The organism is Parabacteroides faecis (genome assembly GCF_014647375.1).
In the GTDB taxonomy this organism is placed as follows: Bacteria; Bacteroidota; Bacteroidia; order Bacteroidales; family Tannerellaceae; genus Parabacteroides; species Parabacteroides faecis.
Genome location: NZ_BMPB01000004.1, coordinates 408,075 through 427,470, shown reverse-complemented (window position 1 = coordinate 427,470; position 19,396 = coordinate 408,075). Strand labels below are relative to the sequence as shown.

Genomic DNA, 19,396 nt, shown 5'->3' with positions numbered 1-19,396 from the left:
ATTATGCCGAATACTTTCATCTTTGGACATGTTTTAGTACATTTGCGGATTAGAATAGGAGACTATGGGGAACAGCTATATTTTTAGGATATTATACATTTTGTTCTTGTTTTTCACCTGCACCGGATATGGAAGGGGAGCTAATCCCAGCTACTATTTCCAGCAGTTGGGGCTCGACAAAGGATTATCGCAGACGACCGTCCATTGTATCCTGGCAGACAACAAAGGACTGATATGGATCGGCACAGCTTCCGGTCTGAACTGTTTCGACCGTTACGACATGAAAAGTTATTATCATGAAAAAGATAATCCACATTCTTTACCCGGCAACACAATCTATTTTATAGCCGAAGATGCCGAAAACAACATCTGGATATCGACCAACAACGGATTAACCCTGTATGATAAAAGCAGCGACTCATTCCGTCCCGCTAAATTTGAAGATAAAGCGATCATCTCCTATTCATTCTGCTCACTTTCCGGTTCGATCCTGTTCACAGCCAACGAAGGGATATATATTTACGACTATAAAAAGCAGACATTCCGCAAAAGGCCGGTCCTGCTGGAGGATTCTTCCAATTTCAGTCCTTACTACATAAAAACCTGGGATAAGGACGAACTATTACTGGTTTCCCAATACAAAGGCGTTCTCAGATACAATCCGATCACCGACCAGCTCTCCCCTACCGACTATCCGGTTCAGACCGGTTTGAATGCCATATACCTGGACAGCAAGAAAAGACTTTATCTCTCCTCTTATAATAAAGGTTTCGTCTGTTATGCTCCGGACGGCAAAAAACTGTATACTATCCACGCCGGAAATTCCAGACTGACCTCGAACCTGGTCCTCGACTTCATGGAGATAAACAATAAACTCTGGGTCACCACCGATGGCGGAGGCATCAATATCATGGATATGGATGATCCTTCCGATATGACCGCTATCATGCACACTCCCGGGGATATGAGTACGATCCCGGTAAACTCCATCAAATGCATTTATAAAGACAAACAGGAGAATATCTGGGTGGGGACAGTACGTGGCGGTATGATAGGCATTAAAGAAGTTTTCATGAAAACATATAAAGACGTGCCTCTCAATAATACCAACGGATTGAGCGACATATCGGTCAGCAGTATCCACGAAGATAAAAAAGGGCGTTTATGGTTGGGGACAGACGGAGGCGGCATCAATCAGTATAACCCCTATACCGATACATTCAAACATTATCCGGCCACCTACGGAGATAAAGTCGTTTCCATAACGGATTATTCCGATTCAGAACTGCTTGTTTCCCTATACACGAAAGGTCTCTACCTGTTCAATAAAGAGACAGGGCGTTACAGCCGTCCTTTTTATGTGATCGACGAAGCGACCACGATCGACCAGTTTCATGGCGGTAATGCCTCTATGGCTTACCGTATAACAGATGAATGGTCCTATTTTCTCGGCAAAAATGCTATCAGCCACAATCTCCGGACCGGTAAATATTCATTCCTGAAAATCGACGGGAATAAGTTGGCCGTCGGACCGATGAAAATGGTTTGTACCGATGACAGATCCGCATACATCATCCAAAGTAATAAACTCTATGAAGCCCATCATGGCAACGATACATTATATACACTTCTCAGCATAGGAACACACGAAGCCATTAAAGCCGTTGCCCGCGATAAAAACGGTATATTCTGGATCGGGACAGAATATGGTTTCGGCTATTTCGATTCAAAGACCAAAGTGTTCACCAAGATCGAAACCAAACTCTTCAACAGTGTCTCGACTTTGCTGCTGGACGACCAGGACAGACTGTGGATCGGAGCACGTAATATGTTATTCTCGTATGACCTGAAAAAGAAACGGTTTGCCTCATGGGGAGAATCGGACGGTTATACCACGAATGAGTTTATTTATAAATATCAGGTTTCTTCTATTTCGGATTATATCTATCTGGGAGGAGCCTCCGGACTGCTCCGCATCAACAAAAATATATCCACTAAGGAAGCTCCCCTGCCGGAGGTAAGGCTTATGGACGTCTTACTGAACGGAAATTCATGTATCGACCAACTCGAAGCCAGCGGTAAGAACCGGATAACCATTCCTCATACGCACAGCTCGATAGAAATAAAAGTAATCTCTATGGAAAAGGACGTGTTCAGAAACAAACTGTACCGTTACATGATCAATGGGACAGACAAGCAATATACTGAAACATACAACCATATCCTCTCTTTACGCATGCTGGCTCCGGGCGATTACTCTATCCTGGTCTCCTGTAATTCGAAAAGCGGAGAATGGAGCGAACCGGCCGAAGTGCTTCATATCACGGTAACTCCTCCCTGGTATCAACGTCCTTACGTTTTTGCTATTTTTATTATTCTGCTGACCCTGATGCTCTTCTGGACCGACCGTGTATCGCGCCGACGCAGGAACAGAAAGATGCAATGGCAAATGAAGGAGCATACCAACAGGATGAATGAAGAAAAGGTACATTTCCTCATCAATATCAGTCACGAACTGCGTACGCCCCTGACCCTGATCTATGCCCCGCTGAAAAGGATACTCGACAAAAAAGGATGGAACGATCCGGAAATGATGAAAGGGCAATTGGCAGGCATATACAAACAAGTGCTGGACATGCGGAACACGATCAATATGGTACTGGACATGAACAGTCTGAAAGAAACAAAGACCGCTTTACACAAGACGCCTTACCAACTGAACGAGTGGATCGTATCAGTTGCCAAAGATTTTGAAAGCGAACTGGAAGCCCGGAATATCAGGATAAAATACCAATTGGATGAAAACATCCGTCAGGTTACATTCGACGGGGCGAAATGTACGACCGTCTTATCGAATCTGCTGATGAATGCCCTTAAATTCAGTCCTACAGATACGACGATCACTGTTTCCAGTCAGTTGGAAGATGGAAAAGTACGTGTCAGTGTAGCGGACCAGGGTATCGGTCTGGGTAATCTGGATGCGAACAAACTGTTCACACGTTATTATCAGGGAAATCACGAACAATCCGGAAGCGGCATCGGCCTTTCTTTTGCCAAAATACTGATAGAGAAGCATAACGGCACCATTGGAGCCATGAACAATGACGACGGAGGAGCTACTTTCTTCTTCGAACTTCCGCTCGGAGACGATCGTGGAGAACAGTTGGACGAAGAGAACCGACAGGATACATGGTTTGCAGTCGACACGCCATCCGAACCCGACGTGTTCTCTACAAATAACTATTCCATTATTATAGTGGAAGATAAAAAGGAATTAAGTTCTTTCCTGAAAGAAGCCCTGCTCGATTCTTTCAAAAACATTTATGTGGCAGGTGACGGAGAGGAAGCGCTTGAAATAATCAACCAGAAGCATCCGGACATTATCGTCAGCGACATTATGATGCCGAAGATGAACGGATATGAATTATGTAAAAAGATCAAGGAAGATATGGCAACCAGCCATATTCCGGTGATACTGCTCACCGCCAGGGGCGACCTGGATAGCACGACAATGGGATATAAACTCGGAGCAGATGCTTATCTGGCAAAACCGTTCGATATGGAACTGTTGCTAGCCGTCATTGTCAACCAATTAAAGAACAGGGAGGCGATCAAACAGAAATATAAAGAAAGCCATTTGCATCTGGCCGAAGCAATCCCGGCACAAACAAACAATCTGGATGAAGAATTCATGTTGAAACTGAATAAGCTGATCCATGACAATATCTCTTCCCGTGAACTCGATGTCAAGTTCCTGACCACTCAAATGGGCATGAGCCGTACGCCGCTCTATGCCAAACTAAAGGCACTGACCAATATGGGGGTCAATGACTATATCAATATGATCCGTATTGAAAAGGCTTCGCTGTTACTGCTCCATTCGAGGATGAATATCACAGAAATATCCGAAGCCGTAGGGTTTGAATACCCCCGTCATTTCAGCACGATGTTCAAACAGATCAAAGGAATGCCCCCATCGCAATACAGAAATAATGCAGAGGCAGGAAAAGGGTAGATTCAATATTTATCAGAATTGAATGTTACTTTTCTCTTGAAAGAAAAGTAACCAAAAGTTCAAGGCTGCACCTACCTCGCTACTCCGCATCCTGCGTTCGCTGTCGCCTCCGAAACTCGCTTCGCTCAAACAGCGGATGCTCCGGACGCTCTCTACGGCTGCTGCGTTTAACGCTCACCAGCTGATGCCTTTCAGAGAACGCAAAGCGTTCTTTTATGATGGCCGATACTGTCAGTTAAAACCAAAAGCACCTGTTATATTATATAGGTGTCGGTATCGGCAATCATAAAAGGAAGCCGAGCTTCCTAGGAAAGGCCTAAGCGGGTGAACGTCCGCGAAGGAGGAAGACGAAGCGGTTAAAAAAATCCGTTGTCTGAGCGCAGCGAGTTTCGGATTTTTCAGCGCAGTCTTTCGCCGAAGCAGTGAAGCCGGTTAAGCCTTGATCTTTTGACTACTTTTCCATCAAGGGAAAAGTAGTTCTATTATTTCTAAATTCATTTCCAATACGGCAACGTATAAGGATTGCGATACTGATACCAGTATAAACGGTGTGCTGCAGCTTCTTTATCGTCGACGAAGCTTAACGTGGCAGGATTCCATTTTACCGGGCGATTCAGTTCGCGGGAAATATTTGCCAGACAGCAAAGCGTATTGGTACTACAACCCACTTCCACCGGAGCAATCGGATTTTCACGTGAACGGACGCAATCGATAAAGTTCTGCATATGAGGTGAGCTTACTTCATATTCACCCTTGCCAACTTCTTTCTTTTCTGCTTTCAGCAACGACGGGTCAGAGCATTCGATATAGCCGCGTGCCACTTTCAACCATCCTTTATCACCGATAAATTGCAGTCCCTGCGCATTCTCGTTATCTTCACGATAAGGCTGTTCGGTCATGACAATACCGTTCGCATATTTCATGGAAGCATATTTCTGTCCGTTATAACCGGCCGGAGCAAATTCTACCGGACCGGAACCATCCATACCGATAGCCGCCTGAGCAATATCGAACATATGAGCACCCCAGTCTGCCGTAAATCCGTTACCTGTTTCCTGATACCAACGCCATGCACCCCACAACTGTTCGTTCTGTTCCGGGTCAAGCGAGATAGGAGGACAAAGATCGGGATGATAATGCACTTTCGGATCATTCAACGGTCCCATCCACTGATTGAAATTCAGATTGCCGGGAACAGGCATTTCCGGTAAATCCAGCGGTTTGGGAGGCGCACCGACACGGGCGTATATCTTTTCGATATGACCGATCGCACCGTTACGAACCAGTTCGATCGCTTTCTGAAATTCTGCACTCGAGCGTTGCTGGCTACCCACCTGCAATACCCGTTTGTTGTCACGCACCGCTTTTACCATCGCCAAACCTTCTGCTATCGTATAGGCTAACGGTTTCTGGCAATACACATCTTTTCCCGCTTGGCAGGCATGGATCGTGGCCAAAGCATGCCAATGGTCAGGTGTTGCCACTTCGATCGCATCGATATCCTTGCGTTCCAGCATATCTTCATAAAACTCATAGCTGTCGCAACGAGGCGCTACGCCTTGTTTCTTCTGCCATGCCATTATCCTGCGGGCAAAACGCTCACGTTTCATGGAATCGACGTCACAGCCGGCAGCGACCTGCACGCCCGGACAATTGGAAAAACTGGTAAAATCGGACAAACCCTGCTGCCCCAACCCGATGAACCCCAGCACAACACGGTCGCTCGGCGCGATGCGTATGCCATTGATCGACCAGCTGGGAAGGATTGTAAAACTGGCAAGTCCCAGTGCGGACAAACCTAAGAACTCCCTGCGGGAGATCCCTTTCTTCTCGTTCTCTTTCATGGTACTAAATTAAATTGGTCTTAAAAAATCATTACCGCAAATGTATAGAAATTATTACAATTACAAAAAAAAGCGGGAACATTTGATGAAATATTCCCGCTCGCATGATATTGTATTACAATTTAAAACGCATAACCGAAACCCATATTCAAATAGATGGGATACATGGCGAAAGTAATCGTATCGAAATTCTTCTTGAAAATATCATTAATACCCCAGGTAAGATCGGCATATACATTCAGATGTTTGAAAGCTTTCCACTCCCCTCCCAACTGCAATCCCCACTGAAAGCGGCGCAGGTCTTTAGAGAAATCATAAGGAGCACTTTTACCATCTTCGAATATGACCTTGTTACCGGTCGGATCGAGTTCACGCAGATAACCGTCATACACGTCACCTGTAAAATCACCTTCCATACGATAAGAAACATACGGTCCGAGATTTAATTTCCAACGTGGAGAAACCCGCCAGGCAGCCAATACTGGAACCGTCAGATAAGAGTTACTGACTTTCGTCTTTACCTGTCCTGTCCAAAACCCTTTCATTCGTTCACCGGCATCTCCGATGATCTCCATACTGTAATTCTTCACGCGGGCATCGGTTTTCATACCTTTGGTTTCCAGACGCAAAGCGAGCATAAGTCCCCAGGTACGCGCCGGGTTAAGCCATTTCGTTACATTTCCTTCGATAGCAATCTGCAATCCCGGATTATAACTGTCGATAGAACGTATCTCCTTCGGCAATGGCAGCGGAGAAGTTCCACCGATACTCAATCCGGCCTTTACTTCATACTCCAACCCGACCAGATACGAATTGATGATTCCGGCATTCTGGTCCTTCTGGGCTAGCAGACTGTTGGTAGTCAGGAATAACAAACCCAGGACGCTTATGATTAATTGTTTTTTCATACTACTTTATTTTATTCTTCTACGGAATGGATCAGTTCGACTTCATCTATATATAATGTACTACCGATTGCTCCGTTGAACAAGTCGCCCTCCACACTGGAAGAAAAGACAATAGCTACATTATACTTTCCTGCTTTCAGTTTATCCCGGTCGATAGTTTTACCCGGCTGCATCTTGAACGGCAGATAGAACTGTGTCCATTCGTCCGTTTCTTTCGGATTATCGATACGCGCGATAGAGATCAGGTTCGGATGACTGAATTTATTGGTTCCATCCAACATCTTCACGTCCTCAGTCGTTTCGTAGAAGATGGCATAAATATCGAACATATCTTTCTTGCCTGAAACAACTTTTCCAGACTCGGAGAACTCGGGACCTGCTTTATACTTATAATATCCGGTCAGGTAAGTCGGTACATGTTCAAACGGCATACCGAATTTGGTAGCCTTCAATGCATTCGTAACAGCACTAAGAATATCGAATGTACCCATAAATAAATTACCGGCAGCGATCGGCATCCCTAACCGCGATCCAAAGTCACCTGTCGAACGGGTTATTAACATCGCACAATTTCCTTTATATCCATCAGCGGATGAAAGTGTCGGAAACGATTCGCGCTTAGCATTCATATCCGTCAGGGCAAAACCAGGATTACCACTTGCCCAATCCATAATATTGTTACCATTATGATCTGTTTCATAAAAGATGTCATAACCAGCAGAACCGGCATGTTTCACCTTTTCAAAGTCATATTCCGTACCGATACCGGTCACAATATAACTTACTTCATAACGTTTTTTCCATTTCCCATCTTCTGAAGTAACCGTATAATATTGCGATTCGCTAAAATTCTGTGTGGTTCCACTGGCCGGTGAGATCGTGGCCCCCGGTGTCAGGGTAAACTCCGGTGATTGTTTCGACAGATCGGTATCTGACTTTACCATCAATGTCACCTTGTCATTTTCAATAATAGGATCTCGACGCAATATGTCGGCAGGTACTGTACAAGTCAGAATATCGGCCTCCGCATTCGGCGCCTCCTCCTGAATACAGGAGATTCCTGTAATACATAAAAAAAGACAGCTTAATAAACGTGTCAGTTTCATTTTGTTCCTTTTTGTGTGAATAATCTAAACTTCTTTTTTACTCAAAAACAGATGCAAATTTACTCTCCTTTTTTGGAATACGCCTCAATATTATATTTTTATTACATATTTTATTGGGAAAAGCCGTCCTTTCTTCCTATTTTTGGCACTTTACAAACTATTGTGTATCATCACCATTAATTCATTCAGACCATGACAACACGCAGAGATTTTATCCGGCAAGCAGCTATCCTGGGAGCCGGTCTTTCTATGAACCCGTTCTTTATTAAAGCTAGTGGCGAATCTATCGGAGCAAACGACAAAATCAGGGTCGGTTTGATCGGTTGCAAAGGAATGGGATTTGCCGACTTGCAGGCTTTTCTCCGCAATCCGGAAGTCGAATGTATCGCTTTAGCGGATATTGATGAAAATGTGTTAAACGACCGTGCAGCAGAGACCCTGAAACAGACAGGAAAGAAGGTAAAGTATCTTTATAAAGATTGGCGGAAGTTGATCGATAACAAAGATGTGGACGTCGTTATTGTCGGAACTCCCGACCATTGGCATTGCCTTCAAATGGTTGCCGCCTGCGAAGCTGGAAAAGATGTTTATTGCGAGAAACCATTGGGTAACAGTATCGAAGAATGCAACATCATGGTACGTGCCGCCGAAAAATATAACCGTGTCGTACAGGTCGGACAATGGCAGCGCAGCGATCCTCACTGGCAGGATGCCATGGCATTCGTACATAGCGGCCAGTTAGGGAAGATACGTACCGTCCGTGTGTTCTCCTATCAGGGATGGTGTCCTTCTATCCCGGTGGTAGCCGACGAACCGGTTCCGGCTGGCGTCGACTACGACATGTGGCTCGGTCCGGCACCGAAACGTCCGTTCAACCGTAACCGCTTCCATTTTACCTTCCGTTGGTTCTGGGATTACGCGGGAGGATTGATGACAGACTGGGGCGTGCACTTGCTCGATTATGCCTTGTATGGCATGAACGTAACGGCACCGAACTCGATCATGGCTTCGGGAGGCAAGTTCGGTTATCCGGATGATGCCTGCGAAACACCCGACCTGCTCCAGACAATTTATACTTTTGATGACTTTACGGTAATGTGGGATCATGCCATCGGTATCGATGACGGAGCTTACGGACGCAATCACGGCCTAGGCTTTGTGGGTGAGAACGGGACATTGGTCATCGACCGCGGAGGCTGGGAGGTTATCCCTGAAAAGGTAAACGGCAAAGCACGCATGGAAGCTGTCGCCCTGAAAAAAGCATACGGCGAAGGCGGCTTGAACCTGCATGTCAAAAACCATTTGGAATGCATCAAATCACGTAACCGCAACTGTAATGCGAGCATCGAAATCGGTGCACATATCGCTAAATTTTCACAGTTGGGAAATATCGCCTACCGTACCGGGAAGAAATTAACATGGGACGGCAAGAGTTTCCATGATACGGAAGCGGACAAATATCTTTGCAAGGAATACCGCGCACCGTGGGAATTACCGAAAATATGAACCTAAAAATAGAAAAGGCAGGCTCGAAAGAACCTGCCTTTTCTATAAACCTTATTTATCTACACATTATGCCGACATTACTGGTGTTCAGGACGCAACAAGTCGTTGACCGTCTTCACAGGATTGAATGTTTCGATAGGAACTTCCACGAACACCGTGTTCCAGTCGCTCATCGCTCCATTCCACAAACCGGGTAATTCCAGCGCCTTCAGTTCACGGCCATCCTTACTCTTATAAGAGATAAACCCTGTATTTTTATCTACATAATCAGGCAGATTATATTTCTCGCCTTTATGATTCTTCAATGCACAAACCAGATCGACCGGATTGAAATGCGTACCTTGTTCAAACATCGCTTTCTTTTCCGGATCTTTCAAATCGATCTGCGAGCTTTCCAGTATCTGCAAAGAGATAGTACCATCCGGATTCTGAGCCAGGAACGGACCGCCACCCGGTTCTCCTACATTCTTCACCATACCGCAAACACGCAACGGACGAAGCAATTTATTCTTGATATAAAGGATCAGTTCCGCATCTTCAAGCAGTTTGGTATCCGGATTCTTTATGCAAAGGTCATCCTGAAGGAAATGAATCATTTCTTCAACCTGGTCATGGGAATATTTACCAGTCTCGATCAGATCCAGATAGTTAAATATACGTTCCTGCAAAGTGACCAGCACACCGGCTATCACCTTTTTAAAGATAACGGTCGAACATTTGAAGCTGTCGGGAACGACATTATCGATATTCTTCACAAATACCACATCGGCATCTATATCGTTCAGATTCTCGATCAAAGCGCCGTGACCGCCGGGACGGAACAACAGCTTATCGTTCTTATCGCGGAAAGGATTATTATCCATGTCGGCTGCCACCGTATCCGTACTCGGTTTCTGTACACTGAAAGAGATATCGTAACCAACCGAGAATTTTTCTTCGTAAGCCTGTTTCTTTTCTGATACGAGTTTTTCAAACAACGCTTTATGCTCCGGAGAGACAGTAAAATGGATGTTCACTTCACCCGCATTGTTCTTGGCATACATAGCCCCTTCCGCCAGATGTTCCTCCATAGCCGTACGTATCGTCTCGCCTGACCGGTGGAACAACAACAAACCTTTAGGCAACTGCCCGTAATTCAATCCTTTCTCATCCAACAAATTGGATACGACAGCCTTATAATTACCGGCTGCAACCAGCGCCGGAATATCTTTATCTTCATTCGCCAGGCAAACGGCATTCAACGCGTCATAAAAAGCAAAATGAGTGATCTCATTGAAAAACTTCTTTTCAAAATCGTTCGTCGGCACATCGTAGGAAGCCGATAAAAACTCATACAGGTTCTTGAACATACGGCTGGCGGCGCCGGATGCCGGAACGAACTTCAGGATTCTCTTATTTTTAGCAAGATAAGCATCCCATGCCTCCATATAGGTTGCCTGGTCTTCCTGCGACACGACCCTGATTCCTTTTTCTACTGATGCTGATGCGGCTATCTCCAGATAGGGGAAACCTTTGGCAAAACAAGCCAGTTGTTCTTCGATCTGCTGTTCGCTGATCCCTTTATCAGCCAGTTGCTCTAAATCGTTTGCGTTTAACATAGTATATCTTTTAAAATTAGTATTTTTTGCATTGTAACATAACATTTTCTGCGTATGCTTCTCGCAAATGTATAAAAATACCATTAGAATCGCATTGATATTCCAAGAAAAAAGATACTTTTACAGTATGTTTTACGGCCTGTCCTAAAATGGGCAGTAAAAAAGCTGACGCAACTATGGATATACAACCGTTCTTTACAGAGGAAGAAAGAAAAGACTTCTTCTCGAAATACAGACAATTGGTACGTAGCCTCTACTCCTTTTTGCAAAAAGAGGATATACGGAAAATGAGAGAGTTGATGCAACGGGTTGTCGCACTCGACTGTTACGGGAGAGACAAGAATGGCATCAACGGCTTGATCCGCAATATAAATACCGCCCTGATAGCAACGACAGAGATCGGCTTGAAACGGACTTCCGTCATCGCCCTCCTGCTCTATCGCCCGGTCCTGAAAAAGGCCGTTACGTTGGAAGAGGTAGAAAAAACGTTCGATGCAGATGTGACACTGATCATTCAGCGCCTGTTGAAAACGTCCGACCTGTATGCACGCAATACGGCAGTCAACTCCGAGAACTTCCATCACCTGCTCTTCTCATTTGCGGAAGATGTGAGGGTTATCCTCATCATGATCGCCGACCGCCTCTGCCTGATGCGCCTCGGTAAACAACTGAAGGAAGACGACCGGCTGCGGCTGGCAACGGAAGCCTCTTATCTGTATGCACCGCTCGCACACCGGCTCGGATTGTATAAGATCAAAAGCGAACTGGAAGATCTGTCGCTGAAATATACCGACAGCAAACAATACGATTTCATCAAACGGAAGCTGAACGAGACTAAACGTTCGCGCGACCTTTATATTGCCGGATTCATCGCACCTATCGAGAAGAAACTGAAAGAAGCCGGATTGCATTTCGATATTAAAGGACGTACCAAGTCGATCCATTCCATTAATAATAAGCTGAAAAAGCAGAAGATCGAGTTTGAAGGCATATACGATCTGTTCGCCATCCGTGTCGTACTGGATACGCCGCTGGAAAAGGAGCGTTCGGAATGCTGGCAGGTCTATTCGATCATCACCGACATGTACCAACCGAACCCGAACCGTATGAAAGACTGGATATCCATTCCGAAAACGAACGGATACGAGAGCTTGCATATCACGGTCATGGGGCCGCAGAATAAATGGGTGGAAGTACAGATCCGTACCCGGCGAATGGACGAGATCGCCGAGCGAGGCCTTGCCGCCCACTGGAAATACAAAGGAGTAAAGGCGGAAAGCGGACTGGATGAATTTCTGAATACCGTACGTGCCGCCCTCGAGGAGAAAGAGAACAACCCGCTCGACCTGATGCAGGATTTCAAAATGGACCTGTATAAGGACGAGATATATGTCTTCACCCCGACAGGCGAGTTGATCAAGCTGGCTAAAGGGGCAACTGTGCTCGACTTCGCTTTCGCCATCCATTCGAAGCTGGGATGTAAATGTGTATCGGCAAAAGTGAATGAGAAGAATGTACCTATTAAATATGTACTCCATAACGGGGACACGGTTTCGATCGTGACCGCTCCCTCACAAAGCCCGAAGCGCGACTGGCTGAATATCGTCGTGACCTCCAAGGCACGTGTAAAGATCAAGCAGGCTTTACGCGAAGAGACAGCCAAGGCCGTCGACTTTGCGAAGGAGATGCTCCAGCGCCGTTTCAAGAACCGGAAGATCGAGATGGAGGAACCGCACCTGATGCGCTACATCAAAAAGAAAGGGTTCAAAACCGTCACCGACTTTTATGTAGAACTGGCGGAAGAACGTCTCGACCCGAACAATGTGATCGACGAATACCAGGAATATGTGCGGAAAGAGACGGAAGCCAACGAACGTTCGGAAGTACGCAGTGCCGGGGAATATAGCACGACGACCGAGGTAGAAGAAATATCCACGAACAAGGATGTCCTTGTCATCGATAAGAACCTGACCGGCATAGAATATAAACTGGCCAAATGCTGTAACCCGATCTACGGGGACGAAGTCTTCGGTTTTGTATCCACACAAGGTATCAAGATCCACCGCCTGGACTGCCCGAATGCGCAGGAGATGTTCAGCCGTTTCGGCTACCGTATCATCCGTGCCAAGTGGAGCGGGAAAGGCGACAACGGCTACGTCGTTACCCTGCGGGTGATCGGACGCGACGATATAACGATCGTGACCAATATCACCTCCGTTATCGGGAAAGAGAGCAATGTGACGCTCCGCTCATTGAATATAGATTCGGTAGACGGCATCTTCCAGGGGAACTTCGCCGTACTCGTCAGGGACACCAATTCCCTGAACATGCTGGTCAAAAAGATCAAAGCGGTCAAAGGGGTTAAAACCGTAGACCGCCTGAATTCATAGAAAAAAGGCTCGCCGCTAACGGTCGAGCCTTTTTCTTCTTTTATAATCAAATAATTAATACTAAAGTAATAAAATAAAGTCCTTAATATTTTTACCTTAAAAACGTTCTCTGTAACTTATCTTTTCAAATTGATAGACAAAGATAAATCTTTTTGCCCAACTTTTTAACCGATTATTACCGGGCAAACAAACCCTGTCGGTTATTGAACAAAAAGATTTATTTTAAGGACAAAATCAGTTTTTTGCCTGATGCACCGTCAGTTGTGGGAAAGGGAAACCGATACCTTCGGCATTGAAGGTCGCATAGATCGCCTTATTCGTGTCGAAGAAAACACCCCAGTAATCCGGACTTTTCACCCATGCACGGACCACTACATTGACACTGCTGTCGGCCAGGGCACTCAGGGCAATGAAAGGAGCCGGATCATTCAATATACGGGCATCCTGTGCCAGGACGGATTCGATAACTCTTTTCACCTGTTCGTAATCGCTACCGTAATCCACACCGAAAGTCCATTCCACACGGCGTGTCGGTTCTCTCCCGATATTCGTTACCACACCGCTGCTCAGGGAACCGTTCGGGATATAAATGTTTTTATTGTCGGAAGTAAGCAGGATCGTATGGAATATCTGTATCTCCTTTACCGTACCACCAACACCCTGCGACTCGATATAATCGCCCACCTTATAAGGTTTGAACAGCAGGATGATCAGCCCACCGGCAAAGTTAGACAGGTTTCCGCTCAAAGCCATACCGATAGCGACACCGGCAGAGGCAAGCAGAGCTGCGAACGTAGTAGTCTGTACGCCCAACGCACCCACCACGGAGATGATCAACAAGACCATCAAAGTGACATTCACCAGACTGCCTACAAATGTTTTAACAGAGGGGTCGAAATCACGTTTAGTCAAAATACGGTGGACAAGTTTGTTTATCATCCGGATAATAAAGCGCCCTATTACAAAAACAAGGATTGCCTTGATGATCGTCCAGCCTAAAAGACTCCCCTGCTCGACCAGGGAATTGACAATTTTTTCCAGCCTCGGACTGGAAGCCAACACATCTAATAATATCATAAATCTATCATTTTTAATTAAACACTTTTATCTTATAACAATCAAAGTCTCGAAAAGTCTTATAAAATGTGGCAAAGGTATAAAGTTTTTTTAATCTGTCTACGGAAGAATATATTTGCGTAGCTTTGCGGCGATCAAATAACAGATAAAAACGACAGAATGAGATTACTGCTGATATTCATCACTTTTATACTGGCAACAGCCAATAGTTTTGCCCAGTCATACGAAGAACTGATCGAAAAAAGTTATGACTTTCTGGATAAAAAAGACCTGGTGTCTGCCGAGGAAAGTTTGCGGTCGGCCATGCGTAAAGAACCGGGCAACCCGATGAACTATGCCTTGCTGACCAATCTGGGAAGCATACAACGCCGCCAGGGAAAACTGGAAGATGCTTTGCTATCCTATACTGCCGCACTTAGCGGACGGCCCAATAATCCGACTATCCTGGAGAACCGTGCCTCCCTCTATTCTGAAATGGGTGAAACAGAAAAAGCATTGAACGATTACAACGCGTTACTGATCGTCGAACCGACAAACGAAGAAGCTCTTTACTGCCGCGGCCTGATCTATATCCAGAAAAAGAACTATATCTGGGCGGAACAGGATTTCGATAAGATACTCGAGATGAACGAGAAGTCTGTGCGTGCCCGCCTGGGACATGCCATTCTGGAGAAGATGCGCGGTAATTACGATGAAAGTGAAAAGATATTCAATTACCTGATCAGCCAGATGCCCCGTGACTGGCTTTTGTATGAAGGCCGTGCCGATGTTTATTTCATGATGGGTAAGAATGCCCGTGCTATGGCCGATATTAATAAGGTATTTACAGAAAGTACGCCCAGCGCATCTTTATATGTGTTGCGTGGGAAAGTAAAACTCGCTCAATACGAAAAGGAATCCGCTGCAAAGGATTTCCTGAAAGCGCAGGAGATGGGATATGACCAGACAGTGATAGATGAACTGATGAAAATGACAAAATAATTTTTCTCAAGATAAATTCTTCATTTCTGCATCTGTTATAATCAGTATTGATTACAACCTGTAATGTGTCAAAATGCTATTTTAACCGGTACAGGAAACAGGTATACCGGCAAGGGATGGAAGAGATAGATTTTATAGGATTCTCCGAGAGTTTAGACTTATCAAACAGGACGCTTTATAGCGAAATAATGAGCAGATAGACAATATTCTTTTACTTATTGCATCCGTTTATTTCACAAAACCGATATTCATACCATTTATATCAGTTCATTTTCGACCTGTTTTGATAGTGCTCTAGAGGTAAGAAACTGCTAAAAAGCATATAATTCAGGCTTTAAAAAGCGTCGGACTATCTCGTACGCAACTTCTTTTAACACTTTTCCCGTCTTAAACAAAGCACCTATTCCTTTAAAACAAAAAAAAATTCGTTTTAAACGAAGTGGCAATTTCTTTAAAATGAGTTTCAAGAAATGATTTACGGAGAGATTTGTTAATTATTGTAACAATACATTTTTCAAAAGGGTTATTCCGGTAGATTATGCAGTTACACACCCATTAATATATCTGACATATTAATACTAAAACAAAAGATAAACAAACATTTTGTCACAATCACAAATCATCTGTTATAAATAAGGGATATTAGTTACAGGTTCATTTGCTGTCGGTTAAAATCGACGGCAAATAAACCTGTGATGACTAAGTCACTTTGACTACGGGATAGCTAAAAGAAATAATGAGCTTACTGCTATCTTCATTGAGATATTGGCACATTAGTCAATTGGCCCATTATTGATAACATCCCGACTTTTACTTCTTTGCAATATAATCAGCAATCCAATCCCCTACCTCGCTGGTCTTGTAAGCCTTGCCGTTTTCAGCAATATCCTCTGTTACGACATTGGCATCCATCGAGGCAGTAACAGCTTCACGGATCAGGGCACCTTCTTCCATCAGGTTGAAAGCATATTCAAACATCAGGGCGGCACTCAGGATAGTAGCCAGCGGATTGGCAATATTCTTTCCGGCTGCCTGCGGATAAGAACCGTGGATCGGTTCGAATACGGAAGTATGTACGCCAATGGAAGCAGAAGGAAGCATCCCCAGTGAACCAGTGATCACAGACGCCTCATCGGTCAGAATATCACCGAACATGTTTTCAGTAACCATCACATCGAAACTCTTCGGCCACTGAACCAGACGCATAGCAGCGTTGTCGACAAACATGTATTCAGTTTCCACATCCGGATATTCCTTTTCTATCTCCTGTGCTACCTGACGCCACAGACGGGAAGTTGCCAGCACGTTCGCCTTATCGACAACCGTTACTTTCTTACGACGTTTCTGTGCGTACTGATAAGCCAGGCGGACAATACGTTCGATCTCTTCGCGGGTATAAACACACGTATCGTAAGCGGTATTTCCGTCTTCGCTTCTTCCCTGCGGACGACCGAAATACATACCTCCGGTCAATTCGCGGATACACATGAAATCAGCCCCTTCGATCAGTTCGGCACGAAGCGGAGACTTATGCAGCAACGACGGGAAAGTAGTTACCGGACGGATATTGGCAAAAAGCCCCAGCTTCTTGCGCATACCCAGCAACCCCTGTTCGGGACGGACTTTCGCTGACGGATTATTATCGTATTTCGGAGAACCGATCGCACCAAAATAAACGGCATCGCTCTGCATACACAGTTCGTGCGTTTCGTCCGGATACGGATTACCTGTCTCGTCGATGGCAACGGCTCCCACCAAAGCGTGTTTGTAACTTAGTTCATGGCCGTATTTCTCACATATAGCTTTTACGGCTTTCATGCCTTGTTCTACAATCTCGGGACCGATACCGTCACCGGGAAGGACTGCAATATTCAATTTCATTTCAGTTTGTTATTTTAGTCTCTTTTAAATAGCACATATTTGGGTTCTGTAGGAACATAACTGTCATCATCCCACAGGGTGCTCGTAATCATCAGGTCGGCACTGTAACGGTTACAAGCGATAGGCACGTTATGAACACGACACTGGCGAAGCAACATCTGAATGTCGGCTTCATGAGGTTGCGGATTCAGGTCGTCGATCAAAAAGATCGCCAGATCCACCTCTTTACGTACTACCATGGCTGCAATCTCGGCATCTCCGCCTAACGGGCCGGAATGCATACAAGTAATTTCCGCACCTACTCCCTTCTCGTCGAAGGCACTGCGTATAAGCCCTCCGGTGGTTCCGGTACATACCAAATGGTGATGGGAAAGGAATTCTGCATTGTGCACGGCCCATTCTACCATGTCTGCTTTACGGTTATCGTGCGCTACCAGCGCAATGGTCAATCTTTTGTTCATAACTATACTTTTTAAGTTGACAGTTGACAAGTGACAGTGGACAGTTATCTCGGCTTTCAGACAATTTGTTTTACCGAGCGCGAAGCTCATCTGTCAACTGTCATTTGTCAACTAGTTTATTGTTCGATCTTATTCAGCATCTTCAGCGTTGCCTTGATAGCGGCTTCTGTCTGGTCGGCATCGAGGCCACGGGTCTTGAAATCTACTCCGGCATAATTCCAGCTGATGATCGTCTGAACGAAAGCGTCGGTACGACCTCCGGGGGGAATGGATACGGAATAGTTCGTCAACATCGGGAACGGACGGCCGAGGTCTGAATAGATCCTGCGGAGGGCACGCACAAAAGCGTCGTACTGACCGTCACCGGAAGCCGATTCTTCGTAAGCTTCTCCGTCGATCTCTATTTTCAGCGTAGCTACGGGCCTCAGTCCCTGTGCCAAAGATAAGGAATAATTTAATATACGGATACGTTGATCTGCCATTGTATCATGGTGAAGGACATCACTGATGATATAGGGCAGGTCCTCGGTCGTTACCATTTCTTTTTTGTCTCCCAGTTCGATGATGCGCTCGGTGATCTTACGCATGGATTCGTCATCCACATCGATACCCAGCGATTCGAGGTTCATGCGGATATTTGCCTTACCGGACGTTTTGCCCAGGGCATATTCACGGACACGGCCGAAACGTTCGGGGATCAGGTCGTTGCAATACAGATTATTTTTGCTGTCGCCGTCGGCATGCACACCGGCACATTGCGTAAAGACATGCTCACCGATGATGGGGCGGTTCGGCGCGATATGAATACCCGAGTAGGTTTCGACCAGGCGACTTGCCGCATTGATCTTTTCTTCGCGGACAGAGGTCTCTTCACCCAGATGGTCTTTGATCACCGCAATCACACTGCTGAGCGGTGCATTTCCGGCACGTTCGCCCAGACCGTTTATCGTAGTATGGACACCGTGTACGCCTGCCCGCACGGCCGAATAGACGTTGGCTACCGCCAGGTCGTAATCGTTATGGGCATGGAAATCGAAATGCAGGTCGGGATAACGTTCGATCATCTTCTTGCAAAATTCGTATGTGTTGCCCGGATTCAGTATTCCCAGCGTATCGGGAAGCATGAAACGGCGGATCGGAAGATCTTTCAACGCATCGACCAGCTGGAAAACATAGTCGGGGGAGTTCTTGATCCCGTTCGACCAGTCTTCCAGATAAATATTTACTTCAATACCTTTTTCGGTAGCCAGCGATACAACAGAACAGATATCTGCAATATGCTGTTCAGGCAATTTGCGGAGTTGTTCGGTCACGTGTTTATACGAACCTTTACAGAGAAGGTTTACCACGCGGCAACCGGCCGATTCGATCCAGTTGAGCGAGGCGTCGCCATCTACAAAGCCGAGCACTTCGAGCTTATGCAGATTACCGGTACGTTCGGCCCAGGCAGCCACACGCTTCACGGCTTCGAACTCTCCGTCCGATACGCGAGCAGAGGCGATCTCTACGCGGTTTACTCCCAGATCGCTCAACAGCACTTGCGCTATATTGAGCTTTTCGTGAGCCGCAAAAGAGACACCCGATGTTTGTTCCCCGTCCCGAAGGGTTGTATCCATTATTTCTACCATC

At 45.7% G+C, this 19,396-nt stretch carries 12 protein-coding genes; 4 read left to right on the top strand and 8 right to left on the bottom strand.

The window, feature by feature from the left end; genetic code table 11:
* Positions 1-106 precede the first annotated feature (106 nt).
* Positions 107-4,015, top strand: a complete 3,909-nt coding sequence (locus IEY67_RS07645) for a two-component regulator propeller domain-containing protein (RefSeq protein WP_229800996.1) — start codon at positions 107-109, stop codon at positions 4,013-4,015.
* A 494-nt stretch (positions 4,016-4,509) separates the two neighbouring features.
* Here IEY67_RS07645 and IEY67_RS07640 read toward each other — a convergent pair whose 3' ends face one another.
* The 3 genes from IEY67_RS07640 to IEY67_RS07630 form a co-directional block, all read right to left on the bottom strand.
* Positions 4,510-5,859: a Gfo/Idh/MocA family protein gene (locus IEY67_RS07640; protein ID WP_122375828.1), complete on the bottom strand. Its 1,350-nt coding sequence runs from the start codon at positions 5,857-5,859 to the stop codon at positions 4,510-4,512.
* A 122-nt stretch (positions 5,860-5,981) separates the two neighbouring features.
* On the bottom strand, positions 5,982-6,767 hold the full coding sequence (locus tag IEY67_RS07635; RefSeq protein WP_122375829.1) for a porin family protein: 786 nt from the start codon (positions 6,765-6,767) through the stop codon (positions 5,982-5,984).
* Between the two features lie 11 nt (positions 6,768-6,778).
* Positions 6,779-7,873, bottom strand: coding sequence for a PCMD domain-containing protein (locus IEY67_RS07630; RefSeq protein WP_122375830.1), 1,095 nt, complete (start codon positions 7,871-7,873; stop codon positions 6,779-6,781).
* A 192-nt stretch (positions 7,874-8,065) separates the two neighbouring features.
* Here IEY67_RS07630 and IEY67_RS07625 point away from each other — a divergent pair, with 192 nt between their 5' ends.
* On the top strand, positions 8,066-9,379 hold the full coding sequence (locus IEY67_RS07625) for a Gfo/Idh/MocA family protein (protein WP_122357060.1): 1,314 nt from the start codon (positions 8,066-8,068) through the stop codon (positions 9,377-9,379).
* 77 nt (positions 9,380-9,456) lie between these two features.
* Here the strand turns inward: IEY67_RS07625 and IEY67_RS07620 are convergent, their stop codons facing one another.
* Positions 9,457-10,977: a DUF4301 family protein gene (locus IEY67_RS07620; RefSeq protein WP_183669016.1), complete on the bottom strand. Its 1,521-nt coding sequence runs from the start codon at positions 10,975-10,977 to the stop codon at positions 9,457-9,459.
* 176 nt (positions 10,978-11,153) lie between these two features.
* Between IEY67_RS07620 and IEY67_RS07615 the strand changes: the two genes are divergently transcribed.
* Positions 11,154-13,367: a RelA/SpoT family protein gene (locus IEY67_RS07615; protein ID WP_122375832.1), complete on the top strand. Its 2,214-nt coding sequence runs from the start codon at positions 11,154-11,156 to the stop codon at positions 13,365-13,367.
* Between the two features lie 234 nt (positions 13,368-13,601).
* Here the strand turns inward: IEY67_RS07615 and IEY67_RS07610 are convergent, their stop codons facing one another.
* Positions 13,602-14,444, bottom strand: a complete 843-nt coding sequence (locus tag IEY67_RS07610) for a mechanosensitive ion channel family protein (RefSeq protein WP_183669014.1) — start codon at positions 14,442-14,444, stop codon at positions 13,602-13,604.
* Positions 14,445-14,603: 159 nt separating this feature from the next.
* Here IEY67_RS07610 and IEY67_RS07605 point away from each other — a divergent pair, with 159 nt between their 5' ends.
* On the top strand, positions 14,604-15,425 hold the full coding sequence (locus IEY67_RS07605; RefSeq protein ID WP_122357068.1) for a tetratricopeptide repeat protein: 822 nt from the start codon (positions 14,604-14,606) through the stop codon (positions 15,423-15,425).
* Positions 15,426-16,235: 810 nt separating this feature from the next.
* On the opposite strand, the gene leuB is transcribed toward IEY67_RS07605, so the two are convergent.
* From leuB to IEY67_RS07590, 3 genes are all read right to left on the bottom strand, one after another.
* A complete protein-coding gene (gene leuB / locus IEY67_RS07600; protein ID WP_122357070.1) occupies positions 16,236-17,306 on the bottom strand; it encodes a 3-isopropylmalate dehydrogenase in 1,071 nt (356 codons plus the stop codon).
* A 14-nt stretch (positions 17,307-17,320) separates the two neighbouring features.
* Positions 17,321-17,767, bottom strand: coding sequence for a methylglyoxal synthase (locus IEY67_RS07595; protein WP_122357072.1), 447 nt, complete (start codon positions 17,765-17,767; stop codon positions 17,321-17,323).
* Between the two features lie 116 nt (positions 17,768-17,883).
* On the bottom strand, positions 17,884-19,395 hold the full coding sequence (locus IEY67_RS07590) for a hydroxymethylglutaryl-CoA lyase-like TIM-barrel protein (protein ID WP_183669012.1): 1,512 nt from the start codon (positions 19,393-19,395) through the stop codon (positions 17,884-17,886).
* Between the last annotated feature and the right edge of the window lies 1 nt (position 19,396).

Excerpts from the sequence above, each read along its gene's own strand:
- leuB (WP_122357070.1), bottom strand. The coding sequence starts at position 17,306 with ATGAAATTGAATATTGCAGTCCTTCCCGGTGACGGTATCGGTCCCGAG.
- IEY67_RS07625 (WP_122357060.1), top strand. The coding sequence starts at position 8,066 with ATGACAACACGCAGAGATTTTATCCGGCAAGCAGCTATCCTGGGAGCC.
- IEY67_RS07615 (WP_122375832.1), top strand. The coding sequence starts at position 11,154 with ATGGATATACAACCGTTCTTTACAGAGGAAGAAAGAAAAGACTTCTTC.
- IEY67_RS07620 (WP_183669016.1), bottom strand. The coding sequence starts at position 10,977 with ATGTTAAACGCAAACGATTTAGAGCAACTGGCTGATAAAGGGATCAGC.
- IEY67_RS07590 (WP_183669012.1), bottom strand. The coding sequence starts at position 19,395 with ATGGTAGAAATAATGGATACAACCCTTCGGGACGGGGAACAAACATCG.
- IEY67_RS07610 (WP_183669014.1), bottom strand. The coding sequence starts at position 14,444 with ATGATATTATTAGATGTGTTGGCTTCCAGTCCGAGGCTGGAAAAAATT.
- IEY67_RS07635 (WP_122375829.1), bottom strand. The coding sequence starts at position 6,767 with ATGAAAAAACAATTAATCATAAGCGTCCTGGGTTTGTTATTCCTGACT.
- IEY67_RS07595 (WP_122357072.1), bottom strand. The coding sequence starts at position 17,767 with ATGAACAAAAGATTGACCATTGCGCTGGTAGCGCACGATAACCGTAAA.
- IEY67_RS07605 (WP_122357068.1), top strand. The coding sequence starts at position 14,604 with ATGAGATTACTGCTGATATTCATCACTTTTATACTGGCAACAGCCAAT.
- IEY67_RS07630 (WP_122375830.1), bottom strand. The coding sequence starts at position 7,873 with ATGAAACTGACACGTTTATTAAGCTGTCTTTTTTTATGTATTACAGGA.
- IEY67_RS07640 (WP_122375828.1), bottom strand. The coding sequence starts at position 5,859 with ATGAAAGAGAACGAGAAGAAAGGGATCTCCCGCAGGGAGTTCTTAGGT.